Annotated in this window: 19 protein-coding genes; 12 read left to right on the top strand and 7 right to left on the bottom strand. The window is 39.6% G+C overall.

Translation table 11 applies throughout. The features are described 5' to 3' along the window. Positions 1–190 precede the first annotated feature (190 nt). From EHW67_RS10345 to EHW67_RS10335, 3 genes are read right to left on the bottom strand one after another with little or no spacing between them, the layout of a single operon-like run. A complete protein-coding gene (locus tag EHW67_RS10345; RefSeq protein WP_126162310.1) occupies positions 191–1,288 on the bottom strand; it encodes a DUF4097 family beta strand repeat-containing protein in 1,098 nt (365 codons plus the stop codon). Continuing rightward, positions 1,269–1,829 (bottom strand): hypothetical protein, encoded by a 561-nt coding sequence (locus EHW67_RS10340; RefSeq protein WP_126162309.1) that lies wholly within the window; start codon positions 1,827–1,829, stop codon positions 1,269–1,271. The genes EHW67_RS10345 and EHW67_RS10340 overlap by 20 nt, the downstream gene beginning before the upstream one ends. Continuing rightward, entirely contained in the window at positions 1,822–2,382 is a 561-nt protein-coding gene (locus tag EHW67_RS10335) for an RNA polymerase sigma factor (protein WP_126162308.1), read from the bottom strand. Before EHW67_RS10335 ends, EHW67_RS10340 begins: the two co-directional genes overlap by 8 nt. A gap of 219 nt (positions 2,383–2,601) precedes the next feature. On the opposite strand from EHW67_RS10335, the gene lon reads away from it, so the two are divergent. After that, complete coding sequence (gene lon / locus EHW67_RS10330; RefSeq protein WP_126162307.1) at positions 2,602–5,052, top strand: endopeptidase La; 2,451 nt, start codon at positions 2,602–2,604, stop codon at positions 5,050–5,052. Between the two features lie 199 nt (positions 5,053–5,251). Next, positions 5,252–5,941 (top strand): (d)CMP kinase, encoded by a 690-nt coding sequence (gene cmk / locus EHW67_RS10325; protein ID WP_126162306.1) that lies wholly within the window; start codon positions 5,252–5,254, stop codon positions 5,939–5,941. A 144-nt stretch (positions 5,942–6,085) separates the two neighbouring features. Here cmk and EHW67_RS10320 read toward each other — a convergent pair whose 3' ends face one another. Further along, positions 6,086–6,463, bottom strand: a complete 378-nt coding sequence (locus tag EHW67_RS10320; protein ID WP_126162305.1) for a LysM peptidoglycan-binding domain-containing protein — start codon at positions 6,461–6,463, stop codon at positions 6,086–6,088. 263 nt (positions 6,464–6,726) lie between these two features. On the opposite strand from EHW67_RS10320, the gene rpsA reads away from it, so the two are divergent. From rpsA to EHW67_RS10275, 9 genes are all read left to right on the top strand, one after another. After that, the gene (rpsA, locus tag EHW67_RS10315; protein ID WP_126162304.1) at positions 6,727–8,568 is read left to right on the top strand and encodes a 30S ribosomal protein S1; all 1,842 of its coding nucleotides are present in this window, start codon (positions 6,727–6,729) and stop codon (positions 8,566–8,568) included. A 251-nt stretch (positions 8,569–8,819) separates the two neighbouring features. Next, a complete protein-coding gene (gene pyrR / locus EHW67_RS10310) occupies positions 8,820–9,359 on the top strand; it encodes a bifunctional pyr operon transcriptional regulator/uracil phosphoribosyltransferase PyrR (RefSeq protein ID WP_126162303.1) in 540 nt (179 codons plus the stop codon). Positions 9,360–9,362: 3 nt separating this feature from the next. Beyond that, positions 9,363–10,289, top strand: coding sequence for an aspartate carbamoyltransferase catalytic subunit (locus EHW67_RS10305; protein WP_126162302.1), 927 nt, complete (start codon positions 9,363–9,365; stop codon positions 10,287–10,289). Positions 10,290–10,296: 7 nt separating this feature from the next. Further along, complete coding sequence (locus EHW67_RS10300; protein ID WP_126162301.1) at positions 10,297–10,629, top strand: ribonuclease Z; 333 nt, start codon at positions 10,297–10,299, stop codon at positions 10,627–10,629. Positions 10,630–10,874: 245 nt separating this feature from the next. Next, the gene (locus tag EHW67_RS10295) at positions 10,875–11,783 is read left to right on the top strand and encodes a ribonuclease Z (RefSeq protein WP_126162300.1); all 909 of its coding nucleotides are present in this window, start codon (positions 10,875–10,877) and stop codon (positions 11,781–11,783) included. Between the two features lie 276 nt (positions 11,784–12,059). Continuing rightward, a complete protein-coding gene (gene pdxH / locus EHW67_RS10290; protein WP_126162299.1) occupies positions 12,060–12,707 on the top strand; it encodes a pyridoxamine 5'-phosphate oxidase in 648 nt (215 codons plus the stop codon). Positions 12,708–12,761: 54 nt separating this feature from the next. Then, complete coding sequence (locus EHW67_RS10285; RefSeq protein WP_126162298.1) at positions 12,762–13,250, top strand: SixA phosphatase family protein; 489 nt, start codon at positions 12,762–12,764, stop codon at positions 13,248–13,250. Then, on the top strand, positions 13,247–15,325 hold the full coding sequence (ppk1, locus tag EHW67_RS10280; RefSeq protein ID WP_126162297.1) for a polyphosphate kinase 1: 2,079 nt from the start codon (positions 13,247–13,249) through the stop codon (positions 15,323–15,325). The genes EHW67_RS10285 and ppk1 overlap by 4 nt, the downstream gene beginning before the upstream one ends. Positions 15,326–15,337: 12 nt before the next feature. Beyond that, positions 15,338–16,225 carry a Ppx/GppA phosphatase family protein gene (locus EHW67_RS10275; RefSeq protein ID WP_126162296.1) on the top strand — a complete coding sequence of 296 codons (888 nt, stop codon included), beginning with the start codon at positions 15,338–15,340 and terminating at the stop codon, positions 16,223–16,225. A 47-nt stretch (positions 16,226–16,272) separates the two neighbouring features. Here the strand turns inward: EHW67_RS10275 and miaE are convergent, their stop codons facing one another. Then, positions 16,273–16,854 (bottom strand): tRNA-(ms[2]io[6]A)-hydroxylase, encoded by a 582-nt coding sequence (miaE, locus tag EHW67_RS10270; protein ID WP_126162295.1) that lies wholly within the window; start codon positions 16,852–16,854, stop codon positions 16,273–16,275. Positions 16,855–17,098: 244 nt separating this feature from the next. Here miaE and EHW67_RS10265 point away from each other — a divergent pair, with 244 nt between their 5' ends. Then, the gene (locus tag EHW67_RS10265) at positions 17,099–17,956 is read left to right on the top strand and encodes an EboA domain-containing protein (RefSeq protein WP_126162294.1); all 858 of its coding nucleotides are present in this window, start codon (positions 17,099–17,101) and stop codon (positions 17,954–17,956) included. An 81-nt stretch (positions 17,957–18,037) separates the two neighbouring features. Here the strand turns inward: EHW67_RS10265 and EHW67_RS10260 are convergent, their stop codons facing one another. After that, complete coding sequence (locus EHW67_RS10260) at positions 18,038–19,981, bottom strand: auracyanin family protein (RefSeq protein WP_202911955.1); 1,944 nt, start codon at positions 19,979–19,981, stop codon at positions 18,038–18,040. Positions 19,982–19,985: 4 nt separating this feature from the next. Continuing rightward, positions 19,986–21,869, bottom strand: a complete 1,884-nt coding sequence (locus EHW67_RS10255; protein WP_126162293.1) for a family 16 glycoside hydrolase — start codon at positions 21,867–21,869, stop codon at positions 19,986–19,988. Positions 21,870–22,314: the final 445 nt, after the last annotated feature.

Here is a 22,314-nt window from a genome sequence, read left to right as displayed (position 1 = left end):
CGTAATTTTTTATATTGAAACTAAGAACAACGGTTTCCTAACTGTGCTTTTGAGCATCTATTCGCATGTTTGTATGCCGGTTTCCATGAAGATCGCGCTAAGCATGGTCAATAGTATTTTTCCTGCCCAAAAAGGCCTTCATGCTACCTAAGATTAACAGGGCAGGGGTTTATAATTTTGTTTCCATGGTTTAATATTGTTTCTTGCTAAACGATATGCCACCATATTCACTGTTCAGGTATACCATATTTTGACTGTCCCTGTTGCCATGGTAGCCTTTATAATAGTTTTCGTTGGATTCTTCCTTGTTTACCAGTATGTTAAAATGATCTTTACCGTTAACTCCGGCATATTCGGTCTGTATTTCAAAATTAAAATGATACTCTGGTGAATAGCCAATCTTTATACCGGTATATTCTGTTTTAATCTGTAGGTTTTTGGCATCATAAGCCATTTCATCAATTTTTACAGATCCGTAGCTGGCCTTGATATCTACATTGCCGTGTATTATTCCCAGCCTTACGTTAATATAGTCGCCATTACCTTCTACATTTCTGGCCTCGCCAATTTCCAATTTTCCATAATCACTAACGTAGGACAGATTTTGCATTTTCATGACAGTGGCATCGGTGTAATCGGCATTGATATCCAAATTCCCGGCCTCTTCTACGGTAAAACCGGAATAGTCTGCAGTGATACGTCCGCTATTGATGTAGGCTATGGTAGATTTGGAGGTATAGTCAAATGATAGTTGGTTATTTCTGCCGTGAAGCTCCCCTATGTTTAACCTACCATAATCACAACTAATATTTGCATGTCCGTCTATTCTGTCCAAGAAGATGCCTCCGTAGTCGTTGCTTAGGTTTACACTATTCTTTATGGGGAGTTTTACGGTGTAGTTCACCTGCATGTTTACCTTACCGCTTCGGCCCCAATTCCAACCCCAGCTGCTTTTGTCCTTGCTGAAGATTGTGGTGGCGGAAACTAGGTGGCTACTCCCTTCAAAATCTACTGTAATACCCTCTAATTTACGTGCCACCTTTTCTTCATTATCACCAGTGGTTTTAATATGGACCTCTATGCTTATCTTATTTTGGTCCCAGGAAGATATGTTTAGGTTGCCATAGCTATTTTTGATTTTTAATAAGGCATCGGCATTTACCATGAACTCCTTTTTAATGGTCTTTTCCTTAGTGTGTTTTCCACGAGGTAGCGTATTGGTGGCCCATGACATTACAGGTATAAGCAATATAAGGGCGATAATATATTTAAATGGTACTATTTTCATTTTCGTAGTTTTTTAAAATTTTAATTTCTTCTATATCTTCCAATACTTCGTTTAATAGGTCAATTCTTGTTTGGAAATTTGTGATCATGGCACTTAGAATAAGTTTGCTATTGCCGCCCTCCAGTAGGTCCTGCTGCATTTTTTTGTAGTCCTTGTCCAGTGTTTCTAGCTGAAGCATGGTGTCAGCGATTATTTTTTCAGTTTCGGGAGTGCTTTCATTGTGCAATTTTTTCACCTGCTCTTCAATGATATTTGCAAAATAATACTCGGTGTTGGCCGCTTCCGGGGATATATTGGATAATTGCTCATTAATATTGGCGGGCGCACTTAAAAAATAAAGGGCTATGGAGCAAAACAATAACAGGCAAGCGGCAACAGCCAGCGATTTCCACCAAATGAAACTTTTGCTAGCGTAGGATTTGGTGGGGCTGCGGGACTCCAATTTGGCCAAGAACCTTGATTCATGTCCATCCTTTGGTTCTTCAAAGTCAAAATTGCCTTCCAGCTGTTTAAATAAATTTTCTATCGGGTCATTATGCATTGTACACCATATTTAATTTTTTCCTTAAACTTTCTTTTGCCCTGGATATCATGGTTCTGCAATTGGCATAGCTAATATTCATAATCTGGCTTATTTCTTCATAATCATAGCCTTCAATAAGATGTAGGGTCAAAGAAATTCTATAATTGTCCTTTAGCTGCTTCATAGTATCCATTACCTTTTGAGCCTTTAATTGGGCTTCACCATTATCTGCGACATATGCTTTGTTGTCCTCTACCTTATACATAATGTTCTGTATGTCCACTTCCTGTCGTTTTTTTTGTTTTCGGTATTCTTGGATGCTATTGTTTACCACAATTCGCTTTAGCCATGCACCAAACGATACTTCTCCCTTAAAGGAATCCAATTTGGTAAGGGCGCTCAAAAAGGATTCTTGCATTACATCTTCGGCTATGGCACTATCTTTTACAATCCTATGGGAAACATTGTACATTCCCCGGTAATAGCGGTTGTAAAGTTCCAGTTGTGCGTTTCTATTGCCCTCTAGACACAGCGGTATCAATGCGTTGGTATGTAATTTCTTTTGACTCAAAAAAGGGATTACTTTGCTTAATAGATACAGTAATTTAGGGAATGTTACAGTTTATTTATAATAAGTTTTTCCTGGTTGGCATAGGAATTGCCCATTAAAAGGTGAATAGGAAGTAGTAGAATCCATAAATTCCTGAATTTAAAGGGGAAACAAAGGATTTCAACAATAAAAATAAACATAGTTTCTGTTTTTAAATGACAGAATGACCGAAATTAGAATATGAGTAAAATAAAAAACATACAATTTGACACTATGTCACTGCATGGAATTGATGAGGATGCAGAGTTAATTCCGTTGATGACCCCTGAGGATGAGGAGGAAATTAACAATGAAAAGTTGCCCAATACGCTGCCTATATTGCCATTGAGGAATACGGTGCTCTTTCCGGGCGTGGTGATTCCCATCACTGCGGGTAGGGACAAGTCCATTAATCTTATCAAGGATGCCAATAATGGCACCAAAGTAATTGGGGTGGTGTCGCAGAAGGATGAAGAAACCGAAAATCCCGGTGTGAAAGATATCAATACTCTGGGAACCGTAGCTAGGATACTAAGGGTTCTTCAAATGCCAGATGGTAACACCACGGTGATTATTCAGGGTAAAAAGCGTTTTGAGGTTGCTGAGGTACTAACGGAAAAACCTTATATCACTGCAACAGTGAGGGAGACCAATGAGGTAAGGCCACCAAGGGACGATAAGGAATTTAGGGCCATTATAGACTCTATAAAAGAGCTGTCACTTCAGATTATTAGGGATAATCCAAATATTCCCAGCGAGGCCTCCTTTGCCATAAAAAATATTCAGAGCGATTCTTTTTTGATAAACTTTGTTTGTTCCAATCTCAATTTAGGTGTTCATGACAAACAGGAACTCCTGGAGATAGAAAGTCTTCAGGATAGGGCCTTGGCTACCCTGAAATATATGAATATTGAGCTTCAGAAATTGGAGTTGAAAAATGATATTCAGTCCAAGGTGCGTAGTGATATGGACCAGCAGCAAAGGGAATACTATCTTCATCAGCAGATGAAAACTATCCAAGAGGAATTGGGTGGCCTGTCCTATGAGGAAGAGGTGGATGAGATGAGGGCAAAGGCCAAAAAGAAAAAGTGGAGCAAGAACGTTGCAGAGCACTTTGAAAAGGAATTGGCAAAAATGCAACGAATGAACCCTCAGGTTGCGGAGTATTCTATTCAGCGCAATTATTTGGACCTTTTTATAGATCTTCCCTGGAACGAATTCTCCAAGGATAAGTTCGACTTAAAGAGGGCTCAAAGAATATTGGATAGGGATCACTATGGCTTGGAGGATGTTAAAAGGAGGATAATAGAGTATTTGGCCGTTCTAAAATTGAGAAATGACATGAAATCGCCCATCCTTTGTCTATATGGACCTCCAGGGGTAGGTAAGACTTCCTTGGGCCGTTCGGTGGCAGAAGCGCTGGGAAGAGAGTATGTTCGTATTTCCCTAGGTGGATTACGCGATGAGGCGGAGATACGGGGGCACCGTAAAACGTATATTGGCGCCATGCCGGGAAGGATAGTCCAAAGCCTTAAAAAGGCCGGTAAGTCTAACCCCGTTTTTATACTTGATGAAATTGATAAGCTTTCCAATAGCCACCAGGGAGACCCCTCTTCGGCTATGTTGGAGGTTTTGGATCCGGAACAGAACAATGAGTTCCACGATAACTTTTTGGAGGTAGGTTACGATCTGTCTAAAGTAATGTTTATTGCCACAGCAAATAACCTGTCCCAAATACAGCCGGCATTAAGGGATAGGATGGAGATCATAAATGTTACGGGCTACACTATTGAGGAAAAGGTGGAAATAGCCAAAAGACACCTTTTGCCAAAACAATTGAAGGAGCATGGTTTAACCGTGAAGGATCTTAAGATAGCCAAGCCACAATTGGAGAAAATTGTAGAAGGCTATACCAGGGAGTCCGGTGTTAGATCACTTGAGAAACAAATAGCCAAAATGGTCCGTCATGCCGCCAAATCCATTGCCATGGAGGAAGAGTATAATTTAAAAGTATCCTTTGATGATGTGGAGAAGGTGTTGGGGCCTGCCCGTATGGAAAGGGATAAGTATGAGAACAACGAAGTGGCAGGAGTAGTAACGGGATTGGCCTGGACCAGTGTTGGGGGTGATATTCTCTTTATAGAGTCTATCCTATCCAAGGGAAAAGGGAACCTTACTATTACGGGTAACCTAGGTAAGGTAATGAAAGAATCGGCCACCATTGCCATGGAGTATATTAAATCCAATTCGGATAGGTACGGTATTGAATCTGAGGTTTTTGATAAATATAATGTGCATATCCACGTACCGGAAGGCGCTACACCAAAGGATGGTCCCAGTGCGGGAATTACTATGTTGACCTCCTTGGTATCACTATTTACACAGAGAAAGATTAAAAAGAGTTTGGCCATGACCGGAGAGATCACCCTAAGGGGCAAGGTGCTGCCTGTTGGAGGGATAAAAGAAAAGATACTGGCTGCCAAACGGGCTAAAATAAAAGAGATTATTCTTTGTGAGGATAATAGAAAGGATATTTTGGAAATTAAAGAAGACTATTTAAAAGGTCTTACCTTCCATTATGTTACAGATATGCAGGAGGTGATAGATATTGCTATTACCGATGAGGCGGTTAAAAACCCTAAAGAGTTGTAACGGATTTTTTTAATATGTAGAACCAAAATACCCACAGCATTCAGGCGTGGGTATTTTTTTTTGTGCTTTAATTAACAGCTATTGGTTATTGTATCAAAGGGAAGCTATTTCAAATCCTTTATATTTGTGCTTTTAAATTTGTAATTATAGATTGGTAGTGAAGCTGTTGCGGAAGGCCAATTTTTATCAATTTAAGCCCATGGGAAAGATTATTATTGCAATTGATGGCTACTCATCAACAGGAAAGAGTACCATTGCCAAACAATTGGCAAAAGCCTTGAATTATATTTATGTAGATACCGGAGCCATGTATAGGGCGGTTACCCTTTTTGCCATGCGCCATGGGTTTATAGGGGGCGAGAAGGATGATTTGGAAAAATTGGTCCAAAGCTTGCCGCAGGTAGACCTAAAGTTTGTCTATAATAAGTCCTTAGGCTTTTCGGAGATGTATCTTAATGGGGAGAATGTAGAGAATGAAATTAGGGCCCTGCCCGTTTCGCGACAGGTGAGCAAGATTGCCACCTTGGAGCAGGTACGTATAAAATTAGTACAAATGCAACAGAAAATGGGTGAGGATAAAGGCATTGTCATGGATGGCAGGGATATAGGTACCGTGGTTTTTCCGGAGGCCGAATTTAAGATCTTTATGACGGCATCTCCTGAAACGCGGGCCTTTAGACGTTATAAGGAACTTTTGGACAGAGGGGAGAAAGTAAGTTATGAAGAGGTGCTAAAGAATGTGCAGACCAGGGACTATGTAGATTCGCACCGGGAATTTTCTCCTTTGAGAAAAGCACCGGATGCTATTGAGTTTGACAATAGTGATATGGGGCTAAAGGAGCAGTTGGAGCGAATTCATAATTTTGCACTTCGTAAAATAGAAGGGTAGCAAATTGATTCCCTAAAAAACTAAAGCCTATGGAGTATCCATAGGCTTTAGTGTTTAATTTTGGTAAAAATGTGATTGTTCAAGGGAAATACAGTAGGGAAATTAAAATGGCCCTTTGCCTATATGAACAGTTTGTTTCAATCATTAATTAGGTATTACCAAAACCTGATCCGGATGAATAATATCAGGATTTTTTAGGATATTGGTATTGGCTTCAAAAATTTTCTTGTATTTCATAGGGTCTCCGTAATATTTCTTGGCAATCTTACTAAGCGATTCTCCACTTTTAACAGTGTGTCTGTGGTATACACTTTGGTCAGCAACCGTGATATTCGCCATGATATCCGAAGGATTTTCGCCACCTATTTCCTTTATTTTATCCCACAATATATTCTTTTCATATTGGGTTTTGGCTTCGCCTTTTACTTTTAGGACGCCATTTTCTTCCTTGACATCGCCATTTTGTATGGCCAATTCCTCGCCAAGATCCAAGACAGGTTGATATTTTGCTTTAACACTCATGCTTATTTTTTTTTAAACGGTTAATATTTATCACTTGAATATAGGGAATATTGGGGTGATTCTCCTTAATTTTTACAAAATACTTAAGTAATTGGCACTCATGTCATTTTTAGGTTTGTAAAACCATTTTTAAGTTGTATTTTTGCACTCCTTTTTTAGCAAAGCATCAAGAGGAAAAAGGGAATAGAAAGAAAATCAATATAACTTCTTCTATGTTAATTGTTAACTCTTGTAATTCATAGAATACAAATAATAATCAGCAAATGGCTGAAGAAAAAACAACAGCTCAGGTAGAAGAAACTGCCGAAGCTAAACAAGAAACAAAAGTAGAGGCCCAAGTACAGGATCCAAAAGAGTTTTTGGAGAATTTTGATTGGGACAAGTACGAGCAAGGTATTGAGCGTGTAGAGGATTCCAAACTAAAGGAATTTGAAGACTTGGTAGCTGAAAACTTTGTAGATACAGCAGACGAAGAGGTTGTTCAGGGAACTGTAGTTTACCTAACTGAGCGTGAGGCCATCATTGATATCAATGCCAAATCTGAAGGTGTTATTTCATTGAACGAATTCCGTTACAATCCAGATTTAAAAGTTGGTGACAAGGTAGAGGTGTTGATCGATATCCGTGAGGATAAAAGTGGTCAATTGGTTCTTTCGCACAGAAAGGCAAGAACAATCATGGCTTGGGATCGTGTTAATGCGGCCCATGATAAAGAAGAGATTGTTAGTGGTTTTGTGAAATGCAGAACCAAAGGTGGTATGATTGTGGATGTCTTTGGAATTGAGGCATTCTTACCAGGTTCTCAGATAGACGTTAAGCCTATCCGTGACTACGATCAGTATGTGAACAAGACTATGGAATTCAAGGTGGTTAAGATAAACCACGAATTTAAGAACGTAGTAGTTTCCCATAAAGCGTTGATCGAAGCTGATATTGAAGAGCAGAAGAAAGAGATCATCGGTCAATTGGAAAAAGGACAAGTATTGGAAGGTGTTGTTAAAAACATTACTTCTTATGGTGTCTTTATTGATCTTGGTGGTGTTGATGGATTGGTACACATTACCGATCTTTCTTGGAGCAGGATCAACCATCCAAATGAAGTGGTGGAATTGGATCAGAAATTGAATGTTGTTATCCTTGATTTTGATGAGAACAAATCTAGGATCCAATTAGGTCTTAAGCAGTTGGAGAAACATCCTTGGGATGCTCTTAGCGAGGACATTAAAATTGGAGACAAAGTTAAAGGTAAGGTAGTTGTTATTGCAGACTACGGTGCATTTATCGAAGTTGCCGAAGGTGTTGAAGGATTAATTCACGTATCCGAAATGTCTTGGTCTACCCACTTGCGTTCTGCACAGGACTTTGTAAAAGTTGGGGATGAGGTAGAGGCAGTAGTATTGACCTTGGATAGGGAAGATCGTAAAATGTCCCTTGGTATCAAGCAATTGACTCCAGACCCATGGACAGATATTACTACCAAATATCCTGTTGGATCCAAGCATAAAGGTATTGTACGTAACTTCACTAATTTTGGTGTGTTTGTAGAATTGGAAGAAGGAATAGACGGATTGATCTATATCTCCGATCTTTCTTGGACCAAGAAAATTAAACATCCATCAGAATTTGTGACTGTTGGTGATACTTTGGAAGTAGAGGTATTGGAATTGGATGTTGATGGTCGTAAACTAAGTTTGGGACACAAGCAGACTACCGAGAATCCTTGGGATAAGTATGAGACTGAATTTGCTTTAGGTACCGTTCATAAAGGAGCTATAGCAGAAATAGTGGATAAAGGAGCAACTATCGATTTCAATGAGGATATCGTTGCCTTTGTACCATCTCGTCATTTGGAAAAAGAAGATGGCAAGAAGTTGGCAAAAGGTGAAGAGGCCGAATTCAAAATCATTGAGTTCAACAAAGAATTCAAGAGAGTAGTGGCCAGTCATACTGCTATCTTCAGAGAAGAAGAGCAACGTAATGTAAAAGCTGCCGTTAAAAAGGCTGCAGCATCTGCAGATGAAGCTAAGCCTACCTTAGGTGATGCCAACGAAGCTTTGCAAGCGTTGAAAGATAAAATGGAAGCTAACGATAAGAAGAAGAAATAAGCTTCTTTCGTATAGAGTATATTGGAGCCCTGACCTTTGTGTCAGGGCTTTTTTTGTTTAAGAATATTCACCTTAAGGGCAGTGGGAAGACTTGGAGAATTTATAAATAGTGTGAGTTGTTCTGTTTCAGTGAATTGCATTCCAAGTAGGGTGTAGGACAAGTAGTCTAAACTGGTCTTTTGTATTTATGGCATTATTATTAAATAGAAATCCCTACTTTTGTAATTCAAAAGCATGGGCCAAATTAATCTATGAGTCAAAAAGTATTACTTTCTTCCAAAGAAATCAATATTATCCTGCATCGCCTGGCTTGTCAATTATTAGAAAATCATCTGGATTTTAAGAATACCGTCCTCATTGGCATTCAGCCAAGAGGGATATTTTTGGCATCGCGCCTAGCCAAAATTCTTGGCGAGGAATATGGTGTAAAGGATATAAATCTAGGGTTTTTGGATATTACATTTTATAGGGATGATTTCAGGAGAGGAGAAAAACCCTTGGAAGCCAACAAAACCAAGATAGATTTTTTGGTAGAGGATAAAAAGGTTGTTTTTATAGATGACGTCTTGTATACGGGAAGAAGTATCAGGGCTGCTTTAACGGCCATTCAGTCTTTTGGACGACCAATGGAGATTGAGTTGTTAACCTTGATAGATCGTCGCTTTAGTAGGCATTTGCCTATACAGCCCAACTACAGGGGGAGGCAGGTTGATGCCATTAATGGAGAAAAAGTAAAGGTAATGTGGGAGGAGAATGATGGTGAGGATGTTATATATTTAGTAAAGACATAGCGCATGGGCGAATTAAGTGTAAATCACTTGTTGGGGATAAAATATCTGAATGAGTCGGATATTGAGCTCATTTTTGAAACTGCAGATCATTTTAAGGAGGTAATTAACAGATCCATCAAAAAGGTACCTTCTTTACGTGATATTACCATCGCAAACATCTTTTTTGAAAATAGTACCCGTACAAGGTTGTCATTTGAATTGGCAGAAAAACGATTGTCGGCAGATGTAATAAACTTTTCAGCAGGTCAATCATCGGTTAAAAAAGGGGAAACCCTTATAGATACGGTAAACAATATACTTTCCATGAAGGTAGATATGGTGGTTATGCGCCATCCAAATCCCGGTGCCGGGATATTCCTTTCCAAACATGTTAAGGCGGCTATTGTAAATGCAGGTGATGGGGCGCATGAACACCCTACCCAAGCCTTGTTGGATTCGTATTCCATAAGGGAAAAACTGGGTGACGTAGCAGGTAAGAACGTTGTAATAGTGGGTGATATTCTGCACTCAAGGGTTGCCTTATCCAATATTTTTGCCCTAAAATTGCAGGGCGCCAATGTAAAGGTATGTGGACCAAAAACCCTATTGCCAAAATATATAGAATCACTTGGTGTTGGTGTGGAGACCAACTTGAAAAAGGCTTTAAATTGGTGCGATGTAGCCAATATGCTCCGCATTCAGAACGAACGTTTGGATATTAGCTATTTTCCAACTACTAGGGAGTATACACAACAGTTTGGGGTAAATAAGGCCATGTTGAACAGTTTGGATAAGGAGATCGTGATAATGCACCCAGGACCAATTAATAGAGGCGTGGAGATTACCAGTGACGTGGCCGATTCAAAACAATCCATTATTTTGAACCAAGTAGAGAATGGGGTCGCCATACGTATGGCGGTGATATATTTATTGGCATCAAAAATTAAATAACGAGCGTATGATTTTGGACAAAGAAGGGAACGTAACTACTGTATTACAAGAAAATATTTCATTGGAGAAATTTGTTTCCAACCTAAAAGAAGTATATCCTAAAATAGAAAAAGATCATATAATTCTAAATCTTTTTTCTTTTACAAAACTCACTTCGGACGATATATTGGAATTTTTACAGCTTTCCGATGCGCACCGTAAGGCCAACAAATCATTTGTATTGGTAACCAATAAGGTTTCTTATGCCGATGTGCCGGAAACTATCTGTGTGGTGCCAACAATACAAGAGGCAAAGGATATTGTAGAAATGGAGGAGATAGAGCGGGATTTGGGAATATAAATATTCTACTGTGGTAGGAATATAACTGTAGAGGGGCTTGTTTTATAAGAGCTTAACTATGTAATGTCCACAACTGTTGTTGCTCGCTATAAGGATATATATATGAAAAGGAAGGTTTTAGGTCCTATTGAGGTTTTTTTATAGGGTTAAATAGCCAGTATAACGTATAAATAGTACCCAGGAATTAGAATAAATAAGGCGTGTTTTTCCATTTTTTTTATTTCCATTGTCAATATTAGCCATTTATGAAACTAACCGTATTGGGTTGTTATGCCGCAACACCTAGATCACTTAACAATCCTACTTCCCAGGTACTGGAGATGAAAAACCGTTTGTTTTTGATAGACTGTGGAGAGGGTACTCAAGTGCAGTTGCGAAAAAGCAAGATTAAGTTCTCTAGGATCAATCATATTTTTATTTCGCATTTACACGGGGACCATTTTTTTGGGCTACCCGGTTTAATATCTACTTTTCGATTACTGGGACGGCAAACTGAACTGCATATTTATGGACCTAAAGGTATTAAGGAAGCCATTACCCTTTTTTTGAAATTAGGAGATTCTTGGACCAATTATCCACTCCTATTTCACGAATTGAGTGCTAACGAGCCTCAGGTGATATATGGGGATGAAAAGGTAACCGTTAGTACTATTCCCCTGGAGCATCGTATATATACCAATGGCTTTTTGTTTAAAGAACGATTGGGGGAACGTAAGCTGAACATCGCTGCAGTAGAAGGCTACAAGATAGATAGGTGCTATTATCAAAATATAAAAAATGGGAAAGATATTACTTTGGAGAGTGGCAAGGTAGTTTCAAATAGCGAATTGACATTTGACCCCCCTGCGCCAAAAAGTTACGCATTTTGTAGTGATACGGCCTTTAGTGAAGCTATTATTCCTTGGGTATGCGGGGTAGATGTACTATATCACGAAGCTACTTTTTTGGAATCCGAAAAAAAACTGGCTCCCAAAACAAAACATGCCACAGCCAAAGAGGCCGCGACAATCGCCAAAGAAGCCAATGTAGGGAAACTTATTTTAGGGCATTTTTCTACCAGATATAAATCCTTGGAACTTTTTAAGGAAGAGGCCCAAACCATATTTGACAATGTGGACCTTGCCGACGATGGTAAGGAATTTGATTTCAGTTGATTTTTTTGCATAGGGGTAAATGTATGGCTTGCCATATGAATTTACCTAAAAGAAACAGTTCTGTGCTTTTATCGGGAAGTCGTTAACAAAGCCGCGGCAGTTTTCAATTTATTTTGTTGAACAAGGTTATTGTGTACTTACGGTTATTACTGTCCATTGCCACGCTTTGAACAGCTAAAAGAAATTATAAAAAATTATACTTAGTTTTCGTGTTTATGTTTGTTTTGTGCAATTTTGTATAGTAACTTTTCAAGGTATTAATATCCAAGCTTGGGCATGCAAAAAGATTTAGGGAATTACAGGAAATCATACGAAAAAAGTTCGCTTACAGAGGATGTTATCCCTGAAAATCCTATGGAATTGTTCCAGAAGTGGTTTTATGAGGTAGAAGCTTCCGATGGTTTGGACGAACCTAATGCCATGACAGTTTCTACCATTGGTCTGGATGGCTTTCCCAAGAATAGGGTGGTACTTTTAAAAAAGTACACCTATGAGGGTTTTATTTTTTATACCAATTATGAAAGTGAAAAGGGTAAGGCTATTGCCAATAACCCCAAAGTCTGTATTTCTTTCTTTTGGCACAATATGGAAAGGCAGATCATAATCAAAGGGAGTGCGGAGAAAATAGCGGAAAACTTATCGGACGGCTATTTTGAATCCAGGCCTGAAGGCAGTAAACTGGGGGCAGTAGTTTCCAATCAGAGCCAGGTGATTCCGAATAGGGAATATTTGGAGGGTAAGTTGCAGAAACTGGAAAAGGAATATGAAAGTAAGGAGATTGAACGACCTGCTTACTGGGGAGGATTTATCGTAAAACCGGTATCTATGGAATTTTGGCAGGGAAGGCCAAACAGGCTGCACGATCGTATCCGCTATAGTTTACAGTCTAATTACGAATGGAAGATAGAAAGATTGGCCCCCTAAAAAAGTAGTTCCTATTTGAATAGCAGAACGTTATCAATAATTAACAGCAAGGAAATGAAAACGATAATCTTGGTAAGGCACGGAAAATCGTCCTGGGAATACAGTGTTTCCGATAAGGATAGACCCTTAAAGGAAAAGGGTATAAAGGATGTACATAAGGTGGTAAAGGCCTTTATGGCCAATTCAATTCATTTGGACGCAGCCTATTCCAGTCCGGCCAATAGGGCGCTGCATACGGCCATGATTTTTTTGAGGACCCTAAACTTTCCTTTGGATAATTTTGAGCTTTCAAATAAACTGTATGATTTTTCAGGGGAGGCTGTAGGCAGCTTTATTAAACAATTGAACAATAATTATGATACTGTTGTGATTTTTGGCCATAACGAGGCCTTTACCCATATTGCTAATTCCTTGGGAAACCTGTATATTGACAACGTTCCCACAAGTGGATTGGTACAAATAGATTTTGACACAAACGATTGGAGTGCTGTAGTTAAAGGAACAACAGTACGGACACTTTTTCCAAAACAAATAAAAGAATGATTAAAAATAAAAATCAATATGTAAATAGAGAAATAAGTTGGTTAAGTTTTAATGAAAGGGTCTTGCAGGAAAGTGCGGACAAGAATGTTCCTTTAATAGAGCGACTGCGATTTTTGGGTATTTTCTCCAATAATCTAGATGAATTCTTCAAAGTTAGATATGCTACGGTAAAGCGTATAGTAGAAGCCGGTAGAACAGGTAAAAGTGTTTTGGGAGGTGAGACTGCAAAAGATCTGCTCGAAGAAATTACTGATATAGTTATTAAGCAGCAGACCAAAAGTTTAAAAATACTGAGTGATATTGAAAAGGAATTGGAGACCCAGAATATTTTCTTGGTCAACGAATCTAAAATAACGGAATCCCAGTGTGCCTTTATCAAGAATTATTTTATAGAAAAGGTTAGCCCGGTCCTTATGACCATAATTTTAAATGATCTTGTGGGCTTTCCCATGTTAAAGGATACGGCCGCTTATTTGGCCGTAAAATTAATTTTAAAGAAGCAACCAGGTGACGCCTCGGCCGAAACCGAAAAGCGCTATGCCCTGATAGAGATACCCAAAGGGATAGATCGGTTTGTTGTTCTGCCCAAGGAGGGTGATAAAAATTATATAATCATATTGGATGACCTCATTAGATACAATTTGGGGAGCATATTCAATATGTTCGATTATGAGTCTGTCTCGGCCCATATGATCAAAATAACAAGGGATGCGGAGTTGGACATGGATAACGATCTTAGTAAAAGTTTTATTGAGAAAATATCCTCTAGTGTAGAGCACCGTAAGATCAGTGATCCAGTTAGGTTTGTCTATGATAAAAGTATAGGTAAGGATACGTTGGACTTCCTAAAGGAAAAAATGGACATAGAGGATACCGATAGCGTTATTCCTGGAGGAAGGTATCATAATCGAAGGGATTATATGGGCTTTCCCAGTTTAGGAAGAAATGATTTAATGTACGATAAGATAACCCCTTTGCCTATAAAAGGCATTTCTAAGGAGGGGAGCCTTATTGAAAAGGTTTCCGAAAAGGACTTTTTGCAGTATACTCCGTATCAAACTTTCTCTTATATAATTAGGTTCTTAAGGGAGGCGGCCTTGGACCCCAAAGTAAGAAGTATCAAGATTACCGTATATAGATTGGCAGATAATTCGCAGGTGGCGGCCTCCTTGATCAACGCCGTAAAAAACGGAAAGCAGGTAACGGTACAAATAGAATTACAGGCCAGATTTGATGAACAGGCCAATATTGAATATGCAGAATTATTGCAGTCCGAAGGGGTGAAACTTATTTTTGGAGTGCGCGGGTTAAAGGTACACAGCAAAATATGTCTGATAGAAAGGGAAGAGGATAACCAAATTAAACGCTACGGTTTTGTTAGTACGGGGAACTTTAACGAAGCTACCGCCCGAATATATACAGATTATACTTTGTTCACGGCCCATGATGGTATTTTAAAGGAGCTTAATAAGGTTTTCGATTTCTTTGAAACAACTTATAAGATCAATAAGTACAAGCATCTCATTGTATCTCCCCATTATACCAAAAATGTATTTAAAAAATTGATAGATAAGGAGATTCAAAATGCCAAAGCTGGTAAAGAGGCGTTTATAAAAATAAAAATGAACAGTTTTACCTCCTATAAAATGGTAGATAAACTGTATGAAGCCAGTAATGCAGGGGTCAAGATCCAACTGATAATAAGAGGTGTCTGTTGTTTGATACCCGGAGTGAAAGGGATGAGTGAAAATATTGAGGCCATAAGTGTGGTAGATAAATTTCTGGAGCATCCACGGGTATTTATTTTTGGTAATGACGGAGACACCAAAGTGTATATTTCCTCTGCGGATTGGATGACCAGAAACTTGGACTATAGGGTAGAGGTTGGTGTGCCCATATACGATGAGGATGTGAAGCAGGAATTGTTGGATACCTTTGAAATTTCCTGGCGTGATAATATAAAGGCACGGGTCTTTTCCGATAAGCAGGATAATGCCTATAGGAAAAATAATAACACCAAGGTGAGATCGCAATTTGCCACTTATGATTACTACCTTAATAAATTGAATTCATAAACTTGCCCTGATTTGAAAGTTAGGAAATATGCTGCAATAGATATTGGATCCAATGCCATAAGGCTGTTGACACACAATGTTATAGAAGAAGAGGGCAAAGAGACCCTTTTTAGAAAAAGTGCATTGGTCAGGTTGCCCATACGCCTGGGAGAGGATGTTTTTAAGAACGGAGGTATTTCACAGCGCAATGAGGAACGCCTATTAAGTGCCATGAAGGCTTTTAAGCTGCTTATGGAAGTGCATGGTGTTGAAAAATATATGGCCTGTGCCACTTCGGCCATGCGAGAGGCCCAAAATGGTCTTGAGGTGATACATAATCTATACGAAGCTTCCGGAGTAGAAATACAGTTGATAGATGGGAAGCGGGAGGCTTCCATTATAGCTTCTACAGATCTTAAGAAGCTTATTCGGAAAGAGGAGTCCTATCTTTATATAGACGTAGGTGGAGGCAGTACGGAATTTACTGTTTTTACGGAAGGAAAAATAAAAATATCACAATCCTTTAAGATTGGAACGGTAAGGCTTTTGAACGATATGGTGAGTGAGGAGCTTTGGCAAGAATTGGAGAACTGGTTAAAGAAGAACGTAAAAGGTCTGCCCAACCTGTCCATTATAGGTTCTGGGGGAAATATCAATAAATTGCATAAGATGTCCGGGAGAAAAGAAGGTGAGTCCCTGTCTTATATATGGCTAAAGGCCCAATATCATTTTTTAACCAGTCTCACCTATGAGGAGCGGATCTCTGAACTGGGACTTAATCCGGATAGGGCAGATGTTATTATTCCGGCAACCCAGATATTTGTTTCCTCCGCAAAATGGATAGGGGCCAAGAAAATCCATGTTCCCAAAATTGGCTTGTCCGATGGCATCATAAAAACCCTCTACCAATCAGATAATTGAGAAATTTGGTTTTATAAACCCTGTTTCCAAGCTATGACCAAATTACTTTATCCGTGTACAGTTTCCTTGTTGCCCAAATCCTCCATAATAGAGGCTTCATAGGTCAGCAATTCATCCCATTTTTTGTCCACTTCCTGTCGGTCTCCATATTTACGGGCAAAATTTAAGAACATGGTGTAATGGCCGGCTTCGCTTACCATTAATTTATGATAGAATTCCGCAAGTTCTTTGTCTTGCAATTGTTCCGATAAAAGTCTAAAACGTTCACAGCTACGGGCTTCTATCAAAGCGGCATATAAAAGTCTGTGTATCAATTGTGTTGTTCTACTGCCCCCTTTTGGAAAGAATTTTAACAGGGCAACCACATATTCATCCTTTCTATCCCTACCAAGGGTTTTTCCCCTTGCTAAAATACGGTCGTGTACCATCTTAAAATGGCCCATTTCCTCACGGGATAGTGCTATCATTTCTTGAGTGAGTTCTGTGTATTCAGGAAAACTTACGATCAAGGAAATAGCAGTACTCGCCGCCTTTTGTTCACAATAGGCGTGATCTGTCAATATTTCGTCAATATTCTTTTCTACAATATTGACCCATCTAGGGTCTGTGGGCAATTTTAAACCTAACATAGTATTTATCTTAATAATACCCCTCCGGCAGCGTATACATTTTAAGGGGTAGGCCGCATTAAAAAGGGCTAATAGTATTTTTTCCACTTCAAAAATAGAAAGAATAGTATAAACCCACATAAGATATTAATGATATAGTTTTATATTTAGGGCGTGGCGCGGGAGGCATAGGTTTTTTTAAGGACCTGAGGAACTGCTCTGCTGTCATTAAATATTGGCTAACAATAAATAAATTAATAGTAATATGTTATTTCAAAATGTAGGTTCCAAACTGTTAAAAATTTTGGAGGATAATGTAAGTGAGGAAAATAAGGCTTGGTTGTTGTCTAAAATTAAGAGCATTGTGGAAACCGAATCCACTAAGGATTTGTATCTAACCTATAGTCTAGTACCTACTAAAATCAATACAACGGCCAAACTGTCCCTTCCAGAGGACAGTGATAGCTTAAGGAATTACCTGGGTATTCAGGAGGCCAATTTACAGCAGATAGGTAGAATTTATTTGCTCTTTAAGGTATTGAAAGCCAAGGAGGAATTTTTTAAGCCCAAGGTGGCCAATATAATTGAGGTTGCGGACAAAAGTGAGATGGAGACTTTTTTAAAGTTTTTGGTCTTGCTTCCCAACCCTGAAAATTATAAGGCCCAGGCGGTAGAGGCCCTAAGAACAAATATTTCAACTGTTTTTGATGCCATTGCCTTGAATAATCCTTATCCGGCATTGTATTTTAACGAACAACAATGGAATCAAATGTACCTTAAGGCGGCCTTTATGCAGCAAGATCTTACCGCTATTGAGCAGGTAGATAAAAGGGCGAACAAGGAGTTGGCGCGTATCATCTCGGATTATGCCCATGAGCGCTGGGCGGCATCACGGGAAATCGACCCACATTTTTGGAGGCCGGTGAGCAATTATATGGACCAAGGTCTTTTACAGGATATGAAAAAGCTACTGGCAAGTGATAATATGGCCGAAAAAAAGGCAGCGGCATTATGTTGTTATAATTCCAATTTGTCCGAGGCAAAGGATTTGCTACAGCAATTTCCAGAACTGGAAAAGGGAATTCAGGAAGGTTCCATTACTTGGGAGCAAATAAAAGAATAGGTTTTATGCCTTTACATAGAAAAAGCGGTTCAATAGATAAAATCTTGTTGAACCGCTTTTTTTATACATATTAGGTAAGTGTTACTTTAAGGAGTTGATCCAGCCTGCAATTTTTAAGGCTTCTTCCTTGGGTACATGGGGCATAGGCGCCATGGGGGTGGCATACTCCGGCCAGTTTTTCGGCTGGGGATTATATATAAGGGATACTATTTCCTCATTGCTATAGCCCCGTTTTGCAACTTCGGTAAAGGAAGGCCCTACAACCCTTTTGTTTTTATGGTGACAGGCAACGCAGGTGTTGGTCATCAATAAAGGCTGTACTTCCGCATCGGATAATACCGTTTTGGTCTTACTTGCTTTTTTAGGGGCTGCTTTTTTTACAGCTACGGCTTTCTTAAGCAGGCTGCTGCGTTTGGTAGAAAGTTCGGAAACCGGTACTGTGGCCCCTTCAGGAATATTGTTGAGTGTATAATATAATGTTGGGTGCAGGATGGTATTTCCAGATTCCTTGGCCTTTACTCCGGGCAATATTATTTCGTGTACGTAGTATTGTCTAAGATTGTCTATTACAACCCTTACTTTCATTCCGTCTTCACTAACCTTGACCCCTTTTATCTTTATTTCTTCAATATTGGTCTGTGGGCTGCCGTAGGCGGCATGGTATTTATAAATGTAACTTTTGCCAAAATAGGAATCCAGATCTTCGGCAGATGCCTTATCTACTGGAAGGGTGAATTCTATTTCAAAGCCATCTGGCATGGCGCTTACCGTTTTCATTTCAAATGGCGTTTTACCTGTCCAGCTTAAGTATTCCAAACCAGAATTGGTGGTTCCGGCAGATCCCCAGCCCCTATTGGTTTCACCAACAAAAAGCCTTCCTTCGTTGTCAAAATCCATACGCATTACCCCAGATTGGAAACCGGTACGGAAATCGAAGGCTACACCTTGGTATTCTCCTTTTACTTTTTCGAGAACAACTCGCATAATCTTGCTCTGTCCCATATCCCCAACCAGTAATTGGCCGCTAAAAGGTCCAAATTTACCTTGGGTCTTGTCTACCTTAATTTCTGAATTGGATATACCTAAGATACCATGCGGTAATATTACGGCCGGTAATTGTAATTCGGGAAAAGATTTTTTTAGTTCATAAGCAAAATCGGGGTTCTCCTCGTCCCTGATATTTTCGGGTTTTACATATCGGCCATTTTTCTTGACTTGCCTTTTGTCTAATTTGCTATAAAACACCTCCTCTGTTAATTGGATGGGGGAATCTTTATGGCCTGTCCATCTTAGGCCGGCGGGATGCCCGGTAAAGGCGCCTTTGGGAAGGTGCCAAATAGCTCCGGAACCTACCCAGTCGCCTTGGTTGTCCGTATAGAAAAGTTCGTCTCCAACCATACCATAGCCAGCAGGGGAACGCATCCCGGTAGCCCACGGTTCCATTTTTCCATCCTCTGTGATCTTCATGGTCCACGCTCTCCATGGCACTCTACTTTCACCTCTCCACCATTCTTCGTTTCCAAAGGCAACATTGGCCGTTACAAAAAATGAATTGTCAGGGGCCAATATGGGGCCAAAGGAATATTCGTGATAATGGGTAGAAAGTGGCCAGGCGTATATGGTTTTATATTCGTCTGCAATGCCGTCGCCATTGTTGTCCTTTAGTTTGGTCAACTCCCCCCTTTGGGCGGTATATAAGGCTTGGTCATGGAACACAAGACCTAAAGGTTCATGTAATCCCGAGGCGAATTTTGTAAAGGTGGGCTGTAGGCCGTTGGACATGGCTGGGTTTTCAATGATCCAAACATCGCCCCTTCTGGTGCATACTGCCAATTTCCCATTGGGAAGAGATAATACCCCTCCTCCTTCTAACTTAATTCCTTCCGGAGTGGGTATAGTGGTTAATCTGTAGTAGTCGTCCTCTGTTACGGTTTGTTGTGCCGTTAAAAGGGTTGATAGGAACATACATGTGATGAACACAAATGTTTTTACCGATATGATTGTATTGTTGTGTATGCTTTTCATTTTATTACCAAATTATTTCGTATTTAATAGTGCTTCCATCTACTGGAATCAAAAGCTCGGATTCGTCATTGACCCTTCGCATAATAGGCTCTTGTCCTGAAAGTACATTTATGTAGAACTGGTGATCGTTTATGTCAAAAGACCCATCTGCCAATTTAGTGGCCTTGCCCGAAGCAATTTTATAATACCCGGAAGGCACCATGTTGTTTGAAAAATTAATTTCATTGACTAAATGGGTGTTTTTGTCATTTGGATAGACTTTGTTGCTGACCTCTACGCCATTGTAGGTGTATTTAAAGACAGGTAGTTTGTCTACAGGGTCTATGGAATAGCCTAGTGTTTTAAAATCTTCCTTATCACTACTTTTCGGGAAAGGGGTGTTAAGGTCTTTGAGACTTGCCAATGGTTGGTTTAAAAAGGTCCATTGTACCGATCCATTGGGTTTAAATGACCCGTTGCCCCGGCTATGCCACATAGGGGTAGCATCAACAAACTGTCCGCGCCACATGCCCAAGAGATTTCCTGCTCCCAGATCATAGACATAATTCAGCCCTTGAGGTGTACCTACTCCAATGGTGTGGGATAAACGCTCTTGGTCACCTTTAAAATTTACAAATCCCCTTAACAAACGAGGAGTGGCTTCGGCCTTCACCAAAATAGGGGACACCCTACTAATACTTGGAGGGTAGGAATCGTAGGTATGAAAGGTTTTTGGGTTGGTGCTAGAGGTTGCTATTGATAAACCTAGCCTTGGTGCCCTCCAACCAGCGTTTTTTATGTTGGCTAAGGTAAAAGAATGGTCGCCCGGTGTTAGGCTTATGGTTTTTTCCATGTTCCCTTGGGCACTGGAAGAATTGTTCTCGGCAATCACTTTACCATCTAGGGTAAATTTAATGCCACCGGTATACCCAACGGAAAAGGTGTATTCATCTGCCGTAGGAATATTGATCTTACCGCTATATACAATGCCATAACGGTCTTCTTCGTTGGTAGCATTGATATCAATTAACTTGGCATTTTTTCTTTCACTGCCTTCTGCAGTTTCCAAATCTTCCAAGCCTTTAAAATCCCCTTTATAGCTAATGTAGTCTAACTGCTTCAAGGCAACATCGGAATCCTTTAATAGTTGATATTTTATGTTCCTAAAAGCCATTGGACCATGGTCTCCTTGGATCATTAAAGGACCCATTGCGGTCTCAACCTTGGAAATGGGGCCGCCGGTAGGCAAGGGAACCTCTACATTGGTGTGTATCAATTCTCCGTTTAATTCAACCGTTACAAATTTGGCATTGGCAATTTTTTGTCCGGCCCCATCAAATTTTGGGGCCTCAAAATGAATTTTTAGTTTTTGCCATAATCCCGGGGCCTTGGCGGGATTGCTTAGAGGGGTGATACCCAAAAATACTTGGGAAGGTTCTTCTTCCCAGTTTCTGTGAATACCTCCAAAATCACTGGAAGTAGGGTGCAATGTTCCCCAGCTGTCCTTAATTTGTAATTCGTATCTGCCCTGTAAATAAATACCGGAATTGGAGCCTTTAGGAATTAGAACCTCCAATTCCAATTTGATATCCCCATGTTCCCATTTGGTCAACAAATGGTCTTTTTGTGTAGGGGAATAATTGTTGAACAAAATACCGGTGCCGGCTTGGATACTTACCGGATGCGGTATTTCCTTAGCCTTTCTGCGTTTTTTTCTTTTGGATTTTTTTTCGGGCTCCGTTTCATGATGTATGTGGACCGCGGTGTTGCGGTCCGCAACAACTTCGCCAACAATTTGCCAGTTTCCGACCTGCTCTTGAAAGTCGTTTAAATTTTTCAGGGATAACTGTTCTTGAGCGAACAGGCTACATCCGAAAAAAAGTAATAGAATAGATAGTTTGAGTTTCATTGAATTTATAATATTTCAGAATTAATTTGAGGCTAAAAATATCACATTAATAAATTATGGGAGATCATACTTTTGATATTTAACATTTTGGGATGTTAAGATTATAATGTGGACAAACAATCACAACTTTTTGTTTTTTTTAGAGAAAATAAACAATGCTGGATTTTTGTACCTGATAACCAGTTAGTTGTTGGATTTTAGGGCAGTGTTGTTTTGGTAGGCCCACAAAACTTGCTTGTTTTTCACGGTTGGAAGCAGGGAAATATTAAATTTCATTTTTAGTATAAAGAGGAAATTAAATACCTTGCCGCTCAATCCCAAGGAGATGCTATTGTTTCTAAGTCTATTTTGTTGCTTTGAAATGCGATAAACAGGCTTTTTGTAGTGCCAAAGATAGCAACAAATGGGCTGTTTTTTTGTTGAGTAGATAGAGTGTATATAAATA

It is taken from the genome of Arenibacter aquaticus (assembly GCF_003957295.1).
In the GTDB taxonomy this organism is placed as follows: Bacteria; Bacteroidota; Bacteroidia; order Flavobacteriales; family Flavobacteriaceae; genus Arenibacter; species Arenibacter aquaticus.
Note: the sequence above shows the minus strand (reverse complement) of the source record. Positions and strands in the feature narration are given on the sequence as shown.